Raw genomic sequence first — 18,316 nt, forward strand, 5'->3', positions numbered from 1 at the left:
GACAGCTCAGGGTGTCCGCCACACGGGCCGTTTCACCCGTGTGGCGGGTTCCGGCGCTCACGGCCGCGGGGTGCGCGCCGAGGGCCTGGCCGCCCGGCGCGGCGGCCGCGCGCCCGCGGCCCCGGTGATCCGCTGGGCGGCCAGCTTCCCGGAGACCAGCACCGGCGGCACGCCGACGCCCGGCGTGGTGCCGCAACCCGCCAGCACCGCGTTCGCCACCCCGGAGACCAGGTTGCGCGGGCGGAACGGGCCGGTCTGGGTGAACGTGTGCGCGGCGGAGAACGGCGTGCCGGCCGCCAGCCCCATCGCCGCCCAGTCCCTGGGCGTGACCAGCCGCTCCACCTCCACCGCCGCGTCGAACCCGGTCAGCCCGCGCCGCTCCAGCACGCCCACCAGCTCGTCCCGGTAGGCCGGGCCCACCCGCTCCCAGTCGATCGGGCCGGTGCGCAGGTTCGGGCACGGGGCCAGCACCACCATCGCCTGGTCGTCCTCGGGCGGGCGGGTCACCAGCAGCGACGGGTCGCTCATCAGCTCACCGGTGCGGGTCAGCTCGTCGAAGGTGCGGTCCCAGGCCCGGCCGAACAGCAGCGTGTGGTGGGCCAGCTCCGGCCACCGGCGCCGGGTGCCCACCTGCAGCACCACCGCCGAGGGCGCCCAGCGCACCGGCAGCGGCCTGCGCGGGCGGTGGCCCAGCAGCCGGTAGGACACCGGCAGGTCGGGGGTGAGCACCACCGCGTCGCACGGGATGCGCTCGCCCTGCGTGGTGCGCACCGCGGTGACCCGCTCGCCGATGCGCTCCAGCCAGGCGACCTGGGTGCCGTAGCGGATGTCCGCGCCCGCGTCGACCGCCGCCGAGGCCAGCGCGTCCGGCAGCGCGCGCATCCCGCCGCGCGGGTAGTGCACACCCGCGATGGTGTCCATGTAGGCGATCACCGCGTACGCCGCCAGCGCCCGGCGCGGCGCCACCCCGGCGTACAGCGACTGGAAGGAGAACACCCGCTGCAGCCGCTCGTCGGTGACGAACCGGGCCACCGAGGGGGCCAGCCGGGCGAACCCGCGCAGCGCGGCCAGCTTGGCCAGCCGAGGGGTGAGCAGGTCCAGCGGCGAGTCGAAGTTCGCGCCGATGAACGCGTCCCGCTCCACCTCGTGCAGCTCGGTCAGCCACGCCCGCAGCGCCCGGTAGCCCTCGGCCTGCGCGGGACCGGCGAACCGGCGCACCTCCGCCTCCATCGCCTCGGCGTCGGCGTGCACGTCGAGCACGCTGCCGTCGGCGAAGCGCGCCCGGTAGGCGGGCTCGACCGGGGCCAGCTCCAGCCGGTCGGCCAGCGACTCGCCCACCGCGCCCAGCGCCTCGTCCACCAGCTCCGGCATGGTCAGCACGGTCGGCCCGGTGTCCACCCGGTAGCCGCCCAGCTCCAGCCGCCCGGCCCGGCCGCCGGGCACGGCTTCGCGCTCCACCACGGTCACCCGGCGGCCCGCGCCGAGCAGGTGCAGCGCGGCGGACAACCCCGCCAGACCCGCACCCACCACCAGGACGTGGTCACTGGGACCGGAGACCCGCCGCACGTCAGCGCGTCCGCTTCGTCGCGCTGACCGCCAGCTCGGCCAACCGCTCGGCGGCGACCGGATCGGCCATCGGGGTGCGCTCCAGCGCCTCCAGCGCGGACCGGGTCAGCGCCGAGATGCGCTCCTCGACCGCCCGCACCGCGCCGACCTCGACCAGCCGGGCCCGGCAGGCGTCCACGGTGGCCGCGTCCAGGTCCGGGCGGCCAAGCGCGTCGTGCAGCACGTCCGCGCCGAATTCCACGCCCAGCGCCACCAGCAGGGTGCGCTTGCCCTCGCGCAGGTCGTCGCCCGCGGGCTTGCCGGTCACCGCCGGGTCGCCGAACACGCCGAGCAGGTCGTCGCGCAGCTGGAAGGCCACGCCGATGTCCGCGCCGAACGCGCGCAGCCCCGCCACCAGCTCCGGCGAGCCGCCGCCGATGGCCGCGCCCATGTGCAGCGGGCGCTCCACGGTGTAGGCGGCGGTCTTGAGCCGGTCGATGCTCAGCGCCGCGCCCGGCGAGCTGTCGCCGCGCGCCTGGGTCAGCACGTCCAGGTACTGGCCCGCCAGCATCTCGGTGCGCATGTCGCGCCACGGCAGGCTCAGCCGCTGCAGCGCGTCGGTGGGCAGGCCCGCGGCGAAGAGCATGTCGTCGGCCCAGGCCAGCGCCACGTCGCCGATCAGCACCGCGGCGGCCAGGCCGAACCGCTCGGACGCGCCCAGCCAGCCCCGCCGCCGGTGCTCCTCGGCGAAGCGCACGTGCACCGTCGGCATCCCGCGGCGGGTCTCCGAAGCGTCCATCAGGTCGTCGTGCACCAGCGCGCACGCCTGGATCAGCTCCAGCGAGCTGACCGCGGTCAGCACCCGGTGGGCCAGCTCGCCGTCCGGGTCGCCGCCCGCCGCGCGCCACCCCCACCAGGCGAAGGTGGGGCGGACGCGCTTGCCGCCGCCGAGGACGAAGTCGGCCAGCGCGTCGACCGCGCCGGTGAAGCTCTGCTCCATCCGCTCGCCGAGCGCCCGCCGTTCGGCCAGGTAGCCCGCCAGTGCGGCGTCGACGTGCTTGGGCAGTTCGAGGTCCAACGGGTGGAGCGGCACCCGCCTATCGTCACCTCTGCCGCGGCGGAGGTGCCAACCGGGGGCCTGGTTCCATCAAGTGAAAGAGTTCTCCCACGCAACGGACCGACCTCTACCCTAGGAAGCATGACGTCGGTGGTCGAGCGGTTGAGCGGGCGGGCTCCCGCGTTCTCCGTCGAGTTCTTCCCGCCCCGCGACGAGGCAGACGAACTGGTGCTGTGGCGGGCGATCCGCGAACTGGAAGCGTTGGACCCGGCGTTCGTGTCGATCACCTACGGCGCGGGCGGCTCCAGCCGGGACCGGACCATCCGCACCACCGGCCGGGTGGTGCAGGAGACCACGCTGGTGCCCATGGCGCACCTGACCGCGGTGGACCACTCGGTGGCCGAGCTGCGCAACGTGATCGGCTGGTACGCGGCGGTGGGCGTGCGCAACATCCTGGCGGTGCGCGGCGACCCGCCCGGCGACCCGCACGGCGAGTGGGTGGCCCACCCGCAGGGCCTGACCTACGCCGAGGAGCTGGTCCGGCTGTGCCGGGAGCTGGGCGACTTCTGCGTGGGCGTGGCGGCGTTCCCGTACGGCCACCCCAGGTCGGCCGACCTGGACACGGACACCCGGTACCTGGTGCGCAAGCTGCGCGCGGGCGCGGACTTCGCCATCGCGCAGCTGTTCCTGGAGGCGGAGGACTTCCTGCGGCTGCGCGACCGGGTCGCCGCGCTGGGCTGCGACGTGCCGCTGCTGCCCGGTCTGATGCCGCTGACCACGCCGCGCACGCTGGCCAAGACGGTGGAGCTGTCCGGCGCCCCGGTGCCCCCGGCGGTGGCGCGCAGGCTCGAACCGTGGGCCGACGACCCGGTGGCGTTCCGGCGCGCGGGCGTGGACCTGGTGACGGAGATGGGGCAGCGGCTGCTCGACGAAGGCGTGCCGGGGCTGCACTTCTACACGTTCAACCGCTCCAAGGCCACCAGGGAGGTCGTGGGCAGGCTGGGCCTGGTCCCCGCCCGCGCCTGACGCCCTCGCGAGTCGAACGCTCAGGTACCGCGAGTTCGTCGTTGGGGTTGGGTTATCCAGCAAAGGGTGCGCTCGCCGCGCGGCAGGTCGCCGAGGATGGCGGGTCGCGCCGTCCCCGCATGACCTGCCGGAGGCGAACCACACGCGTCAAGGGGCCCCGGCCCGGTGGTGGGCCGGGAGTGCGTTCAGGGCCCCTTGACACGCGTGGTCGGGACGAGCCCAGGTCATACGGGGACGGCGCTCGCGGGCGGTCCGCTGCGCGCGCTTCGCGCGCGCCCCCCTGGTGCGTGGGCAAGTACTACCCAACGGGGTTGGCAGGGCCGGTAACTACTGCCAGGGGGGCGCGGAAGCGCCGGTCAGGGCGCGAGAGTGCGGGTCGGGTGCGCGAATGTTGAGTTCAGGGTGTCTGAGCGTTCGACTCGCGGGGGCGACACGCCCAACGCGCCCATAGGTGGGTGACACCGAGGGCGGGCGTTGCGGTCAGAGGTCCTTGGCCAGGGCACGTTCGGTGCCCATGTCCAGGGTCACGCCGAGTCGGTTGAGCGCGTTGATGGAGATGATCAGGGCCACCAGGTCGGCGAGCTCCTTCTCCGACCACGTCGCGCTCGCACGCCGCCACAACTCGTCGGGCACCCCGTGCTCGCCGAGCCGGGTGACGGCGTCGGTCAGCTCCAGCGCCAGCCGCTCGGTGTCGGTGAAGAAGCGCGACTCCCGCCACACCGACACCGCGAACAGCCGCTGCGCGTTCTCACCGGCCTTGAGCGCGTCCGCGGAGTGCATATCGACGCAGAACGCGCAGCCGTTGAGCATCGACGCGCGCAGCTTCACCAGTTCCAGCAGCGTGCGGTCGACGTGCCGGGAGGCGTAGGCGTCGAGCTGGATCAGCAGTCGGTAGGCGTCCGGGGCCACTTCGGCGAAGTTCATCCTCATGCACTGGGGACGAGACCGGGCCGGGAGGTGTGACAGACCTCAGGCGACCGCGCTGCGGCGGTGCGACACGGCCGCGAGCACCACGACGATCAGCGCCGCGCCGCCGGTCAGGCACGCCACCAGCATCGCCCACGGGAACCAGGACTGGGAGTTCGCCCCGGCGTAGCGGACCGTCGCGGTGAGCATCGACGCCTGCCCCGGCTTGGGCGCCCACGCGACGACCGAGTCGTCCTCCTCGCGGCCGTTGGTGTTGATCACCTCACCGGGGAAGCCGATCTTGACCTGCACGTCGGCCCGCTGGCCGGGCACGGCGGTCAGGTCCACCGAGCCCGACAGCGTGACCAGGTCGCCGGAGCGGCGGAAGTTGAGCTGGTAGCGGCTGTTGGACGCGCTGGTGGCCACGGACAGCGCGCGCACCTCGTCGAAGGTCAGCCCGTTGAAGAACAGCTGCGTGCCGGTGTAGTCGTCCACCCGGTAGGGCTGCGTGGTGACCCGTCCCGCCAGCTCCTCGGGCACCTTGAGCTGGGGTCCGGGGTCGTTGTCCTGGGTGGGCGGGGTGGCCGCCACGATCTCGCCGGAGACCCGGTCGTCCGGGGACAGCGCCATGGCCGCGTGCAGGCGGACGCAGCCCGTCAGCGCGAACGCGGCGAGCAGGAGCACGGGCAGGAGGAGCGCGGAGGCCCTGGGCACGGGAGCAATCCTGCCGGCAGGGTCAAAAGTTGACCCGGTGAAGCCTGTCGTGAGCCTCGCTAAAGAGCTGTCGACGACCGGAGCCGGGCCGGTAGCGTGCGGTGCATGGGCACTACTCCGGCCGGCGTGCACGGCATCAGCGACCAGTACGTAGCCGACTACGCGGCGGTCGACCCGGTGGCCGCGACCTTCATGGGCGTCCCCGGTCACGAGGACCGGCTGACCGACTACTCACCGGAGGGACACGCCGCCCGCGTCGAGCTGTCCCGCCGGGCGCTGCGCGAGATGGCGGCGACCGAACCCGCCGACCGCTCCGAGGCCGACGCCAAGGCGGTGTTCCTGGAGCGCGTCGGGCTCGACGTCGAGCTGTACGAGGCGGGGCTCGCCGAGTCCTCGCTCAACGTGATCGCCAGCCCCGTGCAGAGCATGCGCGAGACGTTCGACCAGATGCAGACCGACACCCCCGAGCAGTGGGCGCTGGTGGCCAAGCGGCTGGCCGCGATGCCGGACGCGGTGGCCAACCTGCGGGCGGGTCTGGCGCACGCCGCGGACCGCGGCCACGTCTCGGCGCTGCGCCAGGTCAGCCGGGTCGCCGAGCAGTGCGACACCTGGGCGGGGCTGTCCGGCGGCGGCTCGTACTTCGCGGGCCTGATCGCAGGCGCACCGGGTGACGGGGCGCTGCGCACCGACCTGGAGGCGGGCGCCAAGGCCGCCGCCGAGGCCTACGCCGACCTGGCCGCGTTCCTGCGCGACGACCTCGCTCCCAAGGCGCCCCGCGAGGACGCCGTCGGCGAGGAGATCTACCGGCTGTCCTCCCGCTACTTCACCGGCTCCCGGCTGGACCTGGCCGAGGCCTACGAGTGGGGCTGGGCCGAGTTCACCCGCATCGAGGCCGAGATGAAGCAGGTCGCCGGGCGGATCAAGCCGGGAGCCTCGCTGGCCGAGGCCGCCGCGGCGCTGGACGCCGACCCGCGCTACCTGGTGCACGGCCAGGACGGGCTGCAGGCGTGGATGCAGGAGCTGTCCGACAAGGCCCTGCGCGACGTGCGCGGGGTGCACTTCGAGCTGCCCGACGAGCTGATGCGGCTGGAGTGCCGGATCGCTCCGCCCGGCGGCGGCGTCGGCGCCTACTACACCAGCCCGACGCCGGACTTCTCGCGTCCGGGGCGGATGTGGTGGTCGGTGCCCGCGGACAAGCAGGAGTTCTCCACCTGGCGCGAGGTGACCACCGTCTACCACGAGGGCGTGCCGGGCCACCACCTGCAGATCGCCACCGCCGTGTACCAGGCGGACAAGCTCAACGCCTTCCAGCGGCTGATGTGCTGGGTGTCCGGGTACGGCGAGGGCTGGGCGCTGTACGCCGAGCGGCTCATGCGCGAGCTGGGCTACCTCGACGACGACGGCGACCTGCTGGGGATGCTGGACGCGCACCTCTTCCGCGCCGCGCGGGTGATCGTCGACATCGGCATGCACCTGCGGCTGGAGATCCCGCGCGGGACCGGGTTCCACGAGGGCGAGCGGTGGACGCCCGAGCTGGGCCTGGAGTTCATGCTGACCCGGACGATCACCGAGCAGGCGCACGTGCGCGACGAGATCGACCGGTACCTGGGGTGGCCCGGCCAGGCCCCCTCGTACAAGCTGGGCGAGCGGCTGTGGCTGGCCGCGCGGGACGAGGCCCGCGCCCGGCACGGCAGCGCGTTCGACCTCAAGGTGTTCCACAAGCAGGCGCTGGAGATGGGCGCCATGGGCCTGGACACCCTGCGGGAGCGACTGGCCGAGCTGTGAGCGGGCGCGTGGGGTCCGGCGCGCGGCCGGACCTCACGCCCTCCCGACCGGGGACAGCGGCAGCGTGCGGCCCAGCACCGCGAACGGGCGCGGGTCGCCGGTGAACTGGTAGTGGCGCAGCACGTCCTCGAAGCCCACCCGCCGGTACAGCCGCCATGCCCGGCTCGGTCCCTCCGGAGTGGACAGCAGCACCCGCGAGGTGGTGACGCCGCCCAGCAGACCGCGCAGCAGCGCCTCGCCGATGCCCCGGCCCTGCGCCCCCGGCAGCACGTGCAGCTCGGTCAGCTCGAAGTAGTCGCGCATCCACTCCTCGACCGCGCCCGGCCCGGCCACCATGGTCAGGCCGTGGCGCACCTGCTCGTGCCACCACTGGCCGCTGGCGCCCCGGTAGCCGTAGCCGATGCCGACCAGCTCGTCCCGCTCGCCCAGGGCCACCACGCAGCGCCAGCCGGGGCGCGTCATGTGCGCCAGCCACATCGGGGCGCGCTGCTCGGCCGTGCCGGGCGGGTAGTTCATCGCGCTGACGTACAGCGCCAGCGCCTCGTCCAGGCGCGGGTTCAGCTCCTGCGGCGTCAGCTCCACCAGCCGCCGCGACGGCGCGGCGGTCACCGGGCCACCTCGGCGGGGGTGCCGCCGGTCAGCTCGACCAGGCCAGCGCAGGTGGTGGGGAAGACCGCGTGCGGGTGGCCCGCCGCGGCCCAGACCACCTCGTACCGCGCCAGGTCCCGGTCCACGAAGGTGCGGATCGGCGCGGGGTGGCCCAGCGGCGAGACGCCGCCGATGACCTGGCCGGTGTGCTCGCGCACGAACGCGGGGGTGGCGCGCTCGACCGAGTCGACGCCGGCCAGCTCGGCCAGCAGGCCGGTGTCCGCGCGGTGCGCGCCGGAGGTCAGCACCAGCAGGGGCGCGGCCACGCCGCCGGTGACGGCGGCGAAGACCAGGCTGTTGGCGATGGCGCCGACCGGGACGCCCACCGCGGCGGCCGCCTCGGCGGCGGTTCGGACGGCGTCGGCCAGCACGCGGATGCCTTCGGCCGCCTCGTGGTGACCCGCTTCGGACAGGGCCGCGGCGACTTTGCGGATACCGGGGTGGTCGGGTGCGCTCACCCGTTCATGAGACCACGCGCGATCGGGTTGAGGACTGCCGGGCCGACGGGATAGGCTGATGTTGCTCGAACAGCTGTTCGAGCTATGCCCTGGTGGTGGGGTGGGGGAAGCACCCCACCACCAGGAGCCGCCGTCTCCCCGCGGCGGTCGTCGACGTTCCGACGCCGCGAGGAGGCCGCCGATGTCAACTCCGACCGACTCCCCCCAGCCGGACAGGCCGACGCACGAGGGTGGGCAGTGAGCCGGGGACTGGTCGAGTACGACACCCTCGTCGAGGTGATCGCGTCGGAGGCCGAGCGGTTGGCGCGCGCCACCGAGGGGCAGCGCCCGGAGCGCCAGGTCCCCGCCTGTCCCGGCCTGAACCTGGGCGAGACCGCCCGGCACGTGGGCAGCACCTACCGCATGGTCCGCGCGTGGCTGCGCGACGGTGCGCGGCCACGGGTGTGGCAGCGGGAACCCCGACCGGGGCAGGATTTGGCCGACTACGTCCGGGAGGGCGTGGCGCCGCTGGTCGAGCGGCTCGCCGCGCAGCGGGCGGACGACCCGTGCGACACCTGGTGGCCCGAGGAGCGCAACCACGGCTTCTGGGCGCGCAGGCTGGCCCACGAGTCCACTGTGCACCGGATGGACGTGCAGTCCGCGGCCGGGCTGACCCTGGACCCGGTGGCCGACGCCGTCGCCGAGGACGGCATCGACGAGGTGCTGTCGCTGTGGCTGGGGCACCGCCTGGACGTGCTGGGCGTGCGCGGCACCAAGCGGAGCGCGGTGGCGATCCGCGCGGGCGGTCGCGTGTGGACCGTCCGCACCGGACCGGAACCGGCCACCGCGCGCCTGTCCGCGCCGGGGGAACCGGCCGACGGCGAGGTGGCGGGCTCGCCCGTGCTGGTCTACCGCTGGCTGTGGGGGCGCATCCCGGACCGCGAGGTGGAGACCTCCGGCGACCACGACGCGATCGCCCAGCTGTGGGCGCTGCTGCGGCTGGCCACCAAGTAGCGCTACGGCGCCGAGTTCTACGGCGCCGAGTCCTACGGCGCCGGCTCCTGCAGCGCCGGCTCCTGCAGCGCCAGGTCCGCGACCTCCTCCAGGCCGTTGTCCGCCCGCGCGGTCTCCAGTCGGAAGCGCGCCGCGCGGCCGTCGACCTCCAGCAGGGCCACCGAGTTGCCGAAGTGCGGGCCGCTGAGCTTGGTCCAGCCGATCGGGTCGGGTGAGATGCCCGCCCGGTCGGCGAGCCGCCGCAGCAGCCGCGCGATCGGGCGCGACCACGACAGGCGGAACGCCGGGCGGAAGATCCACGGTGGATCGTTGTGCACCGGCGAGCACACCAGCTGCAGCACCGCGGACCGCAGCGGCGCGGTGTAGTGCGCGCGGGCGGCGTAGCTGTGGTGCACGTCCCCGGACAGCACGCAGATCGTGCTCGGCGCGTCGGGGCGGCTGCCGATGCGCAGGATCATCCGCGCCAGCCGCTCGAACGACGCGCGGAAGGCGGGCCAGTGCTCCAGGTCCGCGACCTGCCGCACGGTCTCGGCCAGCTTGCCGCGCAGGCCGGGCTTGGCCGCCGCGTTCTCGTTGAGCGACTGGAAGTGGCTCAGCCCGTGCGGCATCAGCCACGGCAGCGACGAACCGATCAGCAGGTGGTCGAAGTCGCCCTCGGTGGCGTTGCGCTCGATCCAGGCGAACTCGTCGTGGCTGACCATCAGCCGCTCCGGGCCGTCCAGGATGCGGCCGTTGCGGGTGTCGATCACCAGCAGCCGCACCCGGCCGAAGTCGCGGCGGTAGCTCCACCACGTCGACTTGCGCCCGTCCAGCTCGGCGTCGGCGCGCTCGGCGAAGTCCTCCAGCAGCGGCCGCACGTCCCCGCCCGCCGCCACCACCTTGCCGTACAGCTCGTCGCCCGCCAGCTGCTCCGGCCCCAGGTTGCCGATGTGCTGGTACACCCAGTACGACGCCAGCCCGGCGCGGATGCGCTGCCGCCACCACGGCCGGGCCGCCATCTTCTCGCGCCACGCGCGGGAGGTGTTCCAGTCGTCGCGCACGTCGTGGTCGTCGAAGATCATCGACGTCGGCACGGTGGACATCAGCCAGCGGATCTCGGGATCGCTCCACGACTCGTGGTACAGCTCGGCGTACTCGCGGAACTCCACCACCTCGCCCACCGGTTCGCGGCCGTCGCGCCGCTCGGCCAGCCACCGCTTCACGCGCGGCGTCGGCTCGTCGGCGTAGACCTGGTCGCCCAGCAGCAGCAACGCGTCCGGCCACTGCTCCTCGGGCTGGTCCTTCATGCGCAGCGCGAAGGCGTCCAGCGCGTCGGGGCCCAGCTTGTCCGGCCCCGGACCGCCGTGCTTGGCCGCCCGGCACGAGCCGAACACCAGCCGGTGCGACAGGTCGTCCTCGGCCTTGGTGCGGATGCGGCACGGCGGGAACGGCGAGTCCGGCTCGGGCCACACCACCTCGCCGTCCAGCCGCACGTCGTAGGGCGTGGAGGTGCCCGGCGCCAAGCCCTCCACCACGACCAGCGCGAAGTGCTGGTCGCCGACCTGGAACGTGCGCGCCGCGTGGCCCGCCACGACCACCTCGCACGAGGTGTCGGTCTCAACCCACACGGTGGCCGTCGTGCCGTTGACATGTCTCAGCACAGGACCGAGGACCAGTTGCGCCATGCCGCAGACGTTACCTTTGCCGCATGGGGACCAGGTTGTGCAACATCGTCGTGGACTCGGCCGACGTCACCGCGCTGAGCGGCTTCTGGTCGGCGCTGCTCGCCCTGCCCGCCGTTCCGGCGGACAGCGGCGAGGTCGACCTCACCGTCACCCCCGAGCTGGACGTGGTCTTCGTGCCGGTGTCCGAGCCGAAAGCGGTGAAGAACCGCGTGCACCTGGACCTGGCCAGCGCCTCGCCGCAGGACCAGGCGGCCATCGTGGCGCGGGCGCGGGAGCTGGGCGCGCGGCCGGTCGACATTGGCCAGGGCGAGATGCCGTGGGTGGTGCTGGCCGACCCGGAGGGCAACGAGTTCTGCGTGCTGGAGCCGAGGGAGGAGTACGCCGCCACCGGCCCCGTGGCCGCGGTGGTGCTCGACGCGGCCGACCCGCGCGGCCTGGCCGCGTTCTGGGCCGAGGCGACCGGGATGCCCGTCGTGCGCGCGCACGAGGAGTTCGCCTCGCTGCGCCCGACCTCCGGGCCGTACCTGGAACTGGTCAAGGTGCCCGACGCCAAGACGGTGAAGAACCGCGTGCACCTGGACGTGGCGCCGCACGCGGACGGGCGCACCGAGGACGAGATGAGGCGCTTGGAGGCGCTGGGCGCGCGGCGCGTGGACCTCGGGCAGGGCGACGTGCCGTGGGTGGTGCTGGCCGACATCGAGGGCAACGAGTTCTGCGTGTTGACGCCCCGCTGACAAACGACCCTGGTGCTCCAGCAGCACCACTGTCTACAGTGCTGATATGCAATATATCAGTCGGGCGCTCTACCGGGACCAGGCCCTGACCGCCATCCGCGAGGCGATCATGGTCGGCGCGCTCGCCCCCGGCTCCCCGATCAAGGACGTGGAGCTGGCCGAGCGGCTGGGGCTGTCCCGCACCCCGGTCCGCGAAGCGCTGGCCCGACTGGCCGACGAGGGGCTGGTGGAGTCCAAGCCGCACAGCTACACCAGGGTCACCCCGCTGGACACCGCCGCCGTGCGCGACGCCCACGCCGTCGTGCAGGCCATGCACGCGCTGGCCGCCCGGCTGGCCGTGCCGAAGATGACCCCGGCGGACCTGGCGGCCATGCGCGCGGCCAACGCCCGGTTCGCCACCGCGCTGGCCGACCAGGACGTGCCCGCCGCGCTCGCCGCCGACGACGAGTTCCACGAGGTGGCCGTGCGGCGCAGCGGCAACTTCGCGGTGATCGCCACCATCGAGCGCTACACCCCGCTGGTGCGCCGCCTGGAGCGGCTGCGCTTCGGCACCCCACCCGGCCGCCACTCGGTGGCCATGCACGAGGAGATCGTCGCCGCCTGCGCCGCCGAGGACGCCGACCTGGCCGCGGCGCTGGTCGAGCGCAACTGGGCGACCTTGGCCGAGCTGCTGGAGGAGAACTGACATGGCGCTGGACGACTTCGCCCGCTTCCCGCTGACCTTCGGCCCCTCGCCGGTGCACCCGCTGGAGCGGCTGACCGCGCACCTGGGCGGCGCGCGGGTGTGGGCCAAGCGGGAGGACTGCAACTCCGGCCTGGCCTACGGCGGCAACAAGACCCGCAAGCTGGAGTACCTCGTCGCCGACGCGCTGGCCACCGGCTGCGACACCCTCGTCTCCATCGGCGGCGTGCAGTCCAACCACACCCGCCAGGTCGCCGCCGCGGCGGCCCGCGCCGGGCTGCGGTGCGTGCTGGTGCAGGAGAGCTGGGTGGACTGGTCCGACCCGGTGTACGACCGGGTCGGCAACATCCTGCTCAGCAGGCTCATGGGCGCCGAGGTGCGGCTGGTCGAAGCGGGCTTCGGCATCGGCGTGAAACCCGCGTGGGAGCAGGCGGTCGAGCAGGTCCGCGCCGAGGGCGGCAAGCCCTACGCCATCCCGGCGGGCGCCTCCGACCACCCGCTGGGCGGCCTGGGCTTCGCCGGGTGGGCGGCCGAGGTCCAGCGGCAGGAGCGGGAACTGGGCGTCCTCTTCGACACCATCGTGGTCTGCTCGGTCACCGGCAGCACCCAGGCGGGCATGGTCGCCGGCTTCGCGGGCAGCGGCCGCCGGATCATCGGCATCGACGCCTCCGCCAAGCCCGCCGAGACCCGCGCGCAGGTCACCCGCATCGCCGAGAACACCGCGGCCCTGCTCGGCGTCGAGATCGCCGACTCCGACGTGGTCCTCGACGACCGCTTCCACGAGGGCGTCTACGGCGTCCCCGGCGAGTCCACCGTGGAGGCGATGGAGCTCGGCGCCCGCCTGGAGGGCATGATCACCGACCCGGTGTACGAGGGGAAGTCGCTGGCCGGACTGGTGGAGCTGGTGTCGTCCGGGGAGATCCCCCGCGACGCCACCGTCCTCTACGCCCACCTCGGCGGCCAGCCCGCCCTCAACGCCTACAGCAGCCTGTTCACCTGACCACGCCCCGCGAGTCGAACTCCCAGAACCTCCGAGTTCAACGCTCAGGACCACCACGCCCGCCCCCAGCGTCACCCACCTATGGGTGTGTTGGGCGTGTCGCCCCCGCGAGTCGAACGCTCAGACACCCTGAACTCAACATTCGCGCACCCGACCCGCACTCTCGCGCCCTGACCGGCGCTTCCACGCCCCTCGGGCAGTAGTTACCGGCCCTGCCAACCCCGTCGGGTAGTACTTGCCCACGCACCAGAGGGGCGCGCGGAGCGCGCAGCGGACCGCCCGCGAGCGCCGCTTTCAGTTCTGAACGCTCGGTTCGCGGTGTCCGAACGCTCAACTCACACGACCTGAACGCTCGGTTCAGCATGTGGACGCGTCCCGACCCCGTGGCTCAGGCTCGGAGGCGCAGGCCCTTGGGGGTCGCGCGGAAACCCGCCTCCTGGAGGATGCCCGCCAGCCTCGTGCCCAGCGCCACCTCCCCGTCCGCCCGCTGCACGGCCAACTGCCCCAGCCAACCGTCGCGCACCGCTTGGCCCAGCGCGTGGGCGGCGGCCCGCAGCGCCTGCTCGTCCTCGGTGAACGACACCAGCGACCGGCCACCGCGCTCGACGTACAGCGCCGCCACGCCGTCCACCAGCACGGTCAGCGCGCCCGACTTGCGCCCCGGCCGGTGCTTGCCCTCGCCGACCGGGTCCGGCCAGGCCAGCGCCGCGCCGTAGGGCTGGGCCGGGTCTGCGGCGGCCAGCACCACCGCCTCCGGCGCGTTCGCGTGGTCCTGCCCCGGCGGCCGGGACAGCGCGCGCAGCCGGTCGACGGCCCCGCGCGCGGCGAACTGCGCGGCACCCAGGCCCTCGACCACGTACCCCCGCACGACCTGCCCGGACTCCTCCATCGCGCGCAGCACCCGGTACACCCCGCTGAACCCGCCGGTCACCCGCTCGGTGTCCAGCGCGCCCCTGGTCAGCACGCCGTGCCGCTCCAGGAACGCCTCGGCCCGCGCGTGCGCCCGCCGGGTCGGGTCGGTCGCGGGCACCACGGCCAGCGACCACCGGCCTGCCGCGGTCGCGGGCCCGGTGCGGCTGGGCAGGTCCGGCCTGCCCGCCCGCATCCGCGCGTACCGGCCGCGCGGGGCCGACCGGCGCGGTTTGTGCGCCGTGCCGCCGCCCGCGACCAGCGCCCGCAGTGGGGCCAGCGTGTCGTTGGTGACCACACCCGCCCACACCAGGTCCCACAGCGCGCCCACCACCTCGGCGTCGGTGGTCGGGCCGTGCAGCGACACCCGGTCGACCACCTGCCGGAAGAACAGCGCGCCGCCCGCCAGCGCCTCCACCACGGCGGTGTGCAGCGACGAGTCCGGCGCGGCCTCCGGCACCAGGTCCGGCAGCAGCAGGTCGGCCACGTCCGAGGGGGCCAGCGCGATCCAGCCGTCGCCCCCGGCCAGCGCGCCGCACCCGGTCCAGGTGACCTCGCCGGACGCGGTCAGCTCGTCCAGCAGCGCCGGGGTGTAGCCGGGCAGCCGGGCGGGCAGCACCAGCGACTCCACCGCGCTGGCGGGCAGCGGCGCGCCCGCCAGCTGTTCGACCACCGAGTACACGTCGTCCACCGTCGGGGCCGCGCGCAGCCGCCGCCCGATGCCGTGCCAGCCGGGCAGGAACCGGCCCAGCGCGGCGGGCTCCACCGGTTCGACCTCGGCCCGCAGCCTGGCCAGCGACGCCCGCCGCAGCCTGCGCAGCACCTCCGCGTCGCAGTACTCGGTGTGCGTGCCGCCGGGCCGCAGCTCGCCGCGCACCAGCCGCCCGGTGCCCGCCATCCGCTCCAGCACACCGGTCACCACCGCCACGCCCAGCCCGAACCGCTCGGCCGCCCGCGCCGCCGGGAACGGGCCGTGCGTGCGGGCGTAGCGGGACAGCAGGTCGCCCAGCGGGTCGGCCACCGGCTCGGTGAACACCTCCGGCACGCCCACCGGCAGCGCCACGCCCAGCGCGTCGCGCACCCGCCCCGCGTCCTCGATGGCGATGACCCGCTCCTGCCCCGCGATGCGCACCCGGATCGCCCGCCGCTGCGCCACCAGGTCGGCCAGCCACTCCGGCCGGATGCCGCGCGCCAGCCCTTCCTCCTCGGACAGGTCGCCCAGCAGCCGCAGCAGGTCCGCCGCGCCCTCCGCGTCGCGCGCGTGCCGGTCCGGCGCCAACCGCTGCAGCGCCAGCTCCACCTCCTCGACCACCTCGGGGTCCAGCAGCTCCCGGATCGCCTCGGAGCCCAGCAGCTCGGCCAGCAGCGCCGAGTCCAGCGACAGCGCCGCCGCCCGCCGCTCGGCCAGCGGCGCGTCCGCGTCGTAGAGGAACATGCCGACGTAGCCGAACAGCAGGCTGCGCGCGAACGGCGACGGTGACGGCGTCTCCACCTCCACCACGCGCACCCGCCGCGCCCGCACGTCGGTCATCAGCTCCTTGAGACCGGGCACGTCGTAGACGTCCTGGAGGCACTCGCGCATCGCCTCCAGGACCACCGGGAAGCTCTCGTACTTCGCCGCCACCGACAGCAGCTGCGCCGCCCGCTGCCGCTGCTGCCACAGCGGGGTGCGCCGCCTCGGGTCGCGCCGGGGCAGCAGCAGCGACCGGGCCGCGCACTCCCGGAACCGGGCCGCGAACAGCGCCGAGCCGCCCACCTCGGCCACCACGACCTGCTCGACCTCCTCCGGGTCCAGCAGCACGTCCTCGGCCCCGACCACGACCGGCGCGCCGTCCTGGTCGACCGCGTCCGGCAGCCGCACCACGATCCCGTCGTCGGAGTGCGCCGCCTGCGCCTCGACGCCGCGCCGCTCCCGCAGCCGGGCCGCGATCGCCAGCGCCCACGGCGCGTTGACCTGGGCCCCGAACGGGGAGTGCACCACCAACCGCCAGTCGCCCAGCTCGTCGCGGAACCGCTCGACCAGGACGGTGCGGTCGCTGGGCACGTGCCGGGTCGCCTCGCGCTGCTCGCGCAGGTAGGCCAGCAGGTTCGAGCTCGCCCACGCGTCCAGCCCGGCACCGGCGGCGCGCTCGGCGGCCGCGGCGTCGTCCAGCGCGGACACCTCGCGCAAGAACTTCCCCAGCGCCCGTCCCAGCTCCAGCGGGCGGCCCGGCGCGTCGCCCTTCCAGAACGGCATCCGCGCGGGCTGACCCGGCGCGGGCACCACGATCACCCGGTCGTGGGTGATGTCCTCGACCCGCCAGGACGAGGTGCCCAGCAGGAACGTGTCGCCCACCCGCGACTCGTAGACCATCTCCTCGTCCAGCTCGCCCACCCGCGAGCCGGGCCGGTCCTCCGCCGCCGGGGTCATCACCGCGAACAGCCCCCGGTCGGGGATGGTGCCGCCGGAGGTCACCGCCAGCCGCTGCGCGCCGGGGCGCCCGCGCAGCTCGCCGGTGACCCGGTCCCAGGTGATCCGGGGCCGCAGCTCCCCGAACTCCTCGCTGGGATAGCGGCCCGCCAGCATGTCCAGCACCGCCCGCAGCGCCGACTCCGGCAGCGCCGCGAACGGGGCGGCCCGGCGCACCAGCCCGGCCAGCTCCTCGACCGGCCACGGCTCCAGCGCCACCATCGCCACGACGTGCTGGGCCAGCACGTCCAGCGGGTTGCGCGGGTACCGCACGGCCTCGATCGCGCCGTCGCGCATCCGCTCCGCCACCACCGCGCACGACACCAGGTCGCCGCGGAACTTGGGGAACACCACCCCGCGCGAGACCGCGCCCACCTGGTGCCCGGCGCGGCCCACCCGCTGCAGCCCGGACGCGACCGTGGGCGGCGCCTCGACCTGCACCACCAGGTCGACCGCGCCCATGTCGATGCCCAGCTCCAGCGAGGAGGTGGCCACCACGCACGGCAGCCGCCCGGACTTCAGCTCCTCCTCGACGGCGGTCCGCTGCTCGCGCGACATCGAGCCGTGGTGCGCGCGGGCGACGACCGGACCCGACTGGGTGGTGACCCCCGACTGGCCGACCGCCTCGGCCGGGAACCGGTCCGCCTGCCCGCTCTCCTGCGCGCTCTCCTCCGCCAGCTCGTTGAGCCGGGCGGTGAGCCGCTCGGCCAGCCTGCGCGAGTTGGCGAACACGATGGTGGACCGGTGCCGCCGGACCAGCTCCAGCACCCGCCGCTCGACGGCGGGCCAGATCGACGCCCGCTGCTGCGCGCCCGCCGCCGAGCCGGACACCTCGCCGGTCGGCTCGCCCAGCACCGACATGTCCTCCACCGGGACCTCGACGCGCACCTCGATGGTCTTGGCGGCTTCGGGCCGCACCACCCGCACCGGTCGGCCGCCCGCCAGGAACGAGGCGACCTCCTCCACCGGCCGGACCGTGGCGGACAGGCCGATCCGCTGGGCGGGCCGCTCCAGCAGCGCGTCCAGCCGCTCCAGCGACAGCGCCAGGTGCGCGCCGCGCTTGGTGCCCGCCACCGCGTGCACCTCGTCCAGGATCACCGTCTCCACCCCGCGCAGCGAGTCGCGGGCGGCCGAGGTGAGCAGCAGGAACAGCGACTCGGGGGTGGTCACCAGCACGTCCGGCGGGGTCCTGGCGAACGCCCGGCGCGCGTCCGCGGGCGTGTCGCCGGTGCGCATCCCCACCGTGGTCGACGGCTCCGGCAGGGACAGCCGGTGCGCCGCCTGCCGGATGCCCGCCAGCGGCGCCCGCAGGTTGCGCTCCACGTCCACGGCCAGCGCCTTGAGCGGTGAGACGTAGAGCACCCGGCAGCGCCGCTTCGGCTCGTCGGGCGGCGGGGCCGAGGCCAGCCGGTCCAGCGCCCACAGGAACGCGGCCAGCGTCTTGCCCGAGCCGGTGGGCGCGATGACCAGCGCGTGCTCGCCCGCCGCGGCCGCCTCCCACGCCCCGACCTGGGCGGCGGTGGGCGCGGCGAAGGCCCCGGCGAACCACTGCCGGGTGGCGGGGGAGAACTGCTCCATCACATCCACGGCACCATCCTGACCCGGACCACCGACAGTTCCGGCCCGTCGGGAGTACCCGGAAGCCCCGGAGTCGCCTCAAGGAGTGAACCGGGGGACCGGTGCGAACCGAACTAGGCGGCCGAGGCGTGTTGGCGGGTGTGGGACGATCACCCGGCTCGTGGACGG

The 18,316-nt window shown here is 74.6% G+C and carries 14 protein-coding genes; 6 read left to right on the forward strand and 8 right to left on the reverse strand.

The genetic code is table 11. The features are described from left to right. Positions 1-57: 57 nt before the first annotated feature. Entirely contained in the window at positions 58-1,566 is a 1,509-nt protein-coding gene (crtI, locus tag JOF41_RS03055) for a phytoene desaturase family protein (RefSeq protein WP_209615991.1), read from the reverse strand. A 1-nt stretch (position 1,567) separates the two neighbouring features. After that, positions 1,568-2,638, reverse strand: a complete 1,071-nt coding sequence (locus JOF41_RS03060) for a polyprenyl synthetase family protein (protein WP_209615994.1) — start codon at positions 2,636-2,638, stop codon at positions 1,568-1,570. 105 nt (positions 2,639-2,743) lie between these two features. On the opposite strand from JOF41_RS03060, the gene JOF41_RS03065 reads away from it, so the two are divergent. Continuing rightward, positions 2,744-3,628, forward strand: a complete 885-nt coding sequence (locus tag JOF41_RS03065) for a methylenetetrahydrofolate reductase (RefSeq protein WP_189221911.1) — start codon at positions 2,744-2,746, stop codon at positions 3,626-3,628. Positions 3,629-4,108: 480 nt separating this feature from the next. On the opposite strand, the gene JOF41_RS03070 is transcribed toward JOF41_RS03065, so the two are convergent. After that, entirely contained in the window at positions 4,109-4,552 is a 444-nt protein-coding gene (locus JOF41_RS03070) for a carboxymuconolactone decarboxylase family protein (RefSeq protein ID WP_307867202.1), read from the reverse strand. Between the two features lie 45 nt (positions 4,553-4,597). Then, positions 4,598-5,248: an LppM family (lipo)protein gene (locus JOF41_RS03075; protein ID WP_209616000.1), complete on the reverse strand. Its 651-nt coding sequence runs from the start codon at positions 5,246-5,248 to the stop codon at positions 4,598-4,600. A 105-nt stretch (positions 5,249-5,353) separates the two neighbouring features. Between JOF41_RS03075 and JOF41_RS03080 the strand changes: the two genes are divergently transcribed. Beyond that, entirely contained in the window at positions 5,354-7,033 is a 1,680-nt protein-coding gene (locus JOF41_RS03080) for a DUF885 domain-containing protein (RefSeq protein WP_209616003.1), read from the forward strand. 33 nt (positions 7,034-7,066) lie between these two features. Here JOF41_RS03080 and JOF41_RS03085 read toward each other — a convergent pair whose 3' ends face one another. Continuing rightward, on the reverse strand, positions 7,067-7,642 hold the full coding sequence (locus JOF41_RS03085; RefSeq protein ID WP_209616006.1) for a GNAT family N-acetyltransferase: 576 nt from the start codon (positions 7,640-7,642) through the stop codon (positions 7,067-7,069). Next, positions 7,639-8,139, reverse strand: coding sequence for a YbaK/EbsC family protein (locus JOF41_RS03090; RefSeq protein WP_189221906.1), 501 nt, complete (start codon positions 8,137-8,139; stop codon positions 7,639-7,641). Before JOF41_RS03090 ends, JOF41_RS03085 begins: the two co-directional genes overlap by 4 nt. A gap of 237 nt (positions 8,140-8,376) precedes the next feature. On the opposite strand from JOF41_RS03090, the gene JOF41_RS03095 reads away from it, so the two are divergent. Further along, entirely contained in the window at positions 8,377-9,132 is a 756-nt protein-coding gene (locus JOF41_RS03095) for a maleylpyruvate isomerase family mycothiol-dependent enzyme (protein ID WP_189221905.1), read from the forward strand. Positions 9,133-9,164: 32 nt separating this feature from the next. On the opposite strand, the gene JOF41_RS03100 is transcribed toward JOF41_RS03095, so the two are convergent. Next, on the reverse strand, positions 9,165-10,796 hold the full coding sequence (locus tag JOF41_RS03100) for an alkaline phosphatase D family protein (RefSeq protein ID WP_189221904.1): 1,632 nt from the start codon (positions 10,794-10,796) through the stop codon (positions 9,165-9,167). A gap of 23 nt (positions 10,797-10,819) precedes the next feature. Here JOF41_RS03100 and JOF41_RS03105 point away from each other — a divergent pair, with 23 nt between their 5' ends. Genes JOF41_RS03105 through JOF41_RS03115 form a run of 3 tightly spaced genes read left to right on the forward strand, consistent with a single transcriptional unit; the run spans position 10,820 to position 13,212 of the window. Next, entirely contained in the window at positions 10,820-11,530 is a 711-nt protein-coding gene (locus tag JOF41_RS03105) for a VOC family protein (RefSeq protein ID WP_209616009.1), read from the forward strand. Between the two features lie 46 nt (positions 11,531-11,576). Then, positions 11,577-12,215 carry a GntR family transcriptional regulator gene (locus tag JOF41_RS03110; RefSeq protein ID WP_209616012.1) on the forward strand — a complete coding sequence of 213 codons (639 nt, stop codon included), beginning with the start codon at positions 11,577-11,579 and terminating at the stop codon, positions 12,213-12,215. A 1-nt stretch (position 12,216) separates the two neighbouring features. Then, positions 12,217-13,212, forward strand: coding sequence for a 1-aminocyclopropane-1-carboxylate deaminase (locus JOF41_RS03115; RefSeq protein WP_209616015.1), 996 nt, complete (start codon positions 12,217-12,219; stop codon positions 13,210-13,212). A 388-nt stretch (positions 13,213-13,600) separates the two neighbouring features. Here JOF41_RS03115 and JOF41_RS03120 read toward each other — a convergent pair whose 3' ends face one another. Further along, a complete protein-coding gene (locus tag JOF41_RS03120) occupies positions 13,601-18,148 on the reverse strand; it encodes an ATP-dependent helicase (RefSeq protein WP_209624003.1) in 4,548 nt (1,515 codons plus the stop codon). Positions 18,149-18,316 lie beyond the last annotated feature (168 nt).

The sequence above is a fragment of the Saccharothrix coeruleofusca genome (genome assembly GCF_017876325.1).
In the GTDB taxonomy this organism is placed as follows: domain Bacteria; phylum Actinomycetota; class Actinomycetes; order Mycobacteriales; family Pseudonocardiaceae; genus Actinosynnema; species Actinosynnema coeruleofuscum.

Bases quoted from the DNA above. Each gene is read 5' to 3' on its own strand.
- JOF41_RS03120 (WP_209624003.1), bottom strand. From the start codon at position 18,148: ATGGAGCAGTTCTCCCCCGCCACCCGGCAGTGGTTCGCCGGGGCCTTC.
- JOF41_RS03115 (WP_209616015.1), top strand. From the start codon at position 12,217: ATGGCGCTGGACGACTTCGCCCGCTTCCCGCTGACCTTCGGCCCCTCG.
- JOF41_RS03080 (WP_209616003.1), top strand. From the start codon at position 5,354: ATGGGCACTACTCCGGCCGGCGTGCACGGCATCAGCGACCAGTACGTA.
- JOF41_RS03065 (WP_189221911.1), top strand. From the start codon at position 2,744: ATGACGTCGGTGGTCGAGCGGTTGAGCGGGCGGGCTCCCGCGTTCTCC.
- JOF41_RS03105 (WP_209616009.1), top strand. From the start codon at position 10,820: ATGGGGACCAGGTTGTGCAACATCGTCGTGGACTCGGCCGACGTCACC.
- JOF41_RS03100 (WP_189221904.1), bottom strand. From the start codon at position 10,796: ATGGCGCAACTGGTCCTCGGTCCTGTGCTGAGACATGTCAACGGCACG.
- JOF41_RS03110 (WP_209616012.1), top strand. From the start codon at position 11,577: ATGCAATATATCAGTCGGGCGCTCTACCGGGACCAGGCCCTGACCGCC.
- JOF41_RS03070 (WP_307867202.1), bottom strand. From the start codon at position 4,552: ATGAACTTCGCCGAAGTGGCCCCGGACGCCTACCGACTGCTGATCCAG.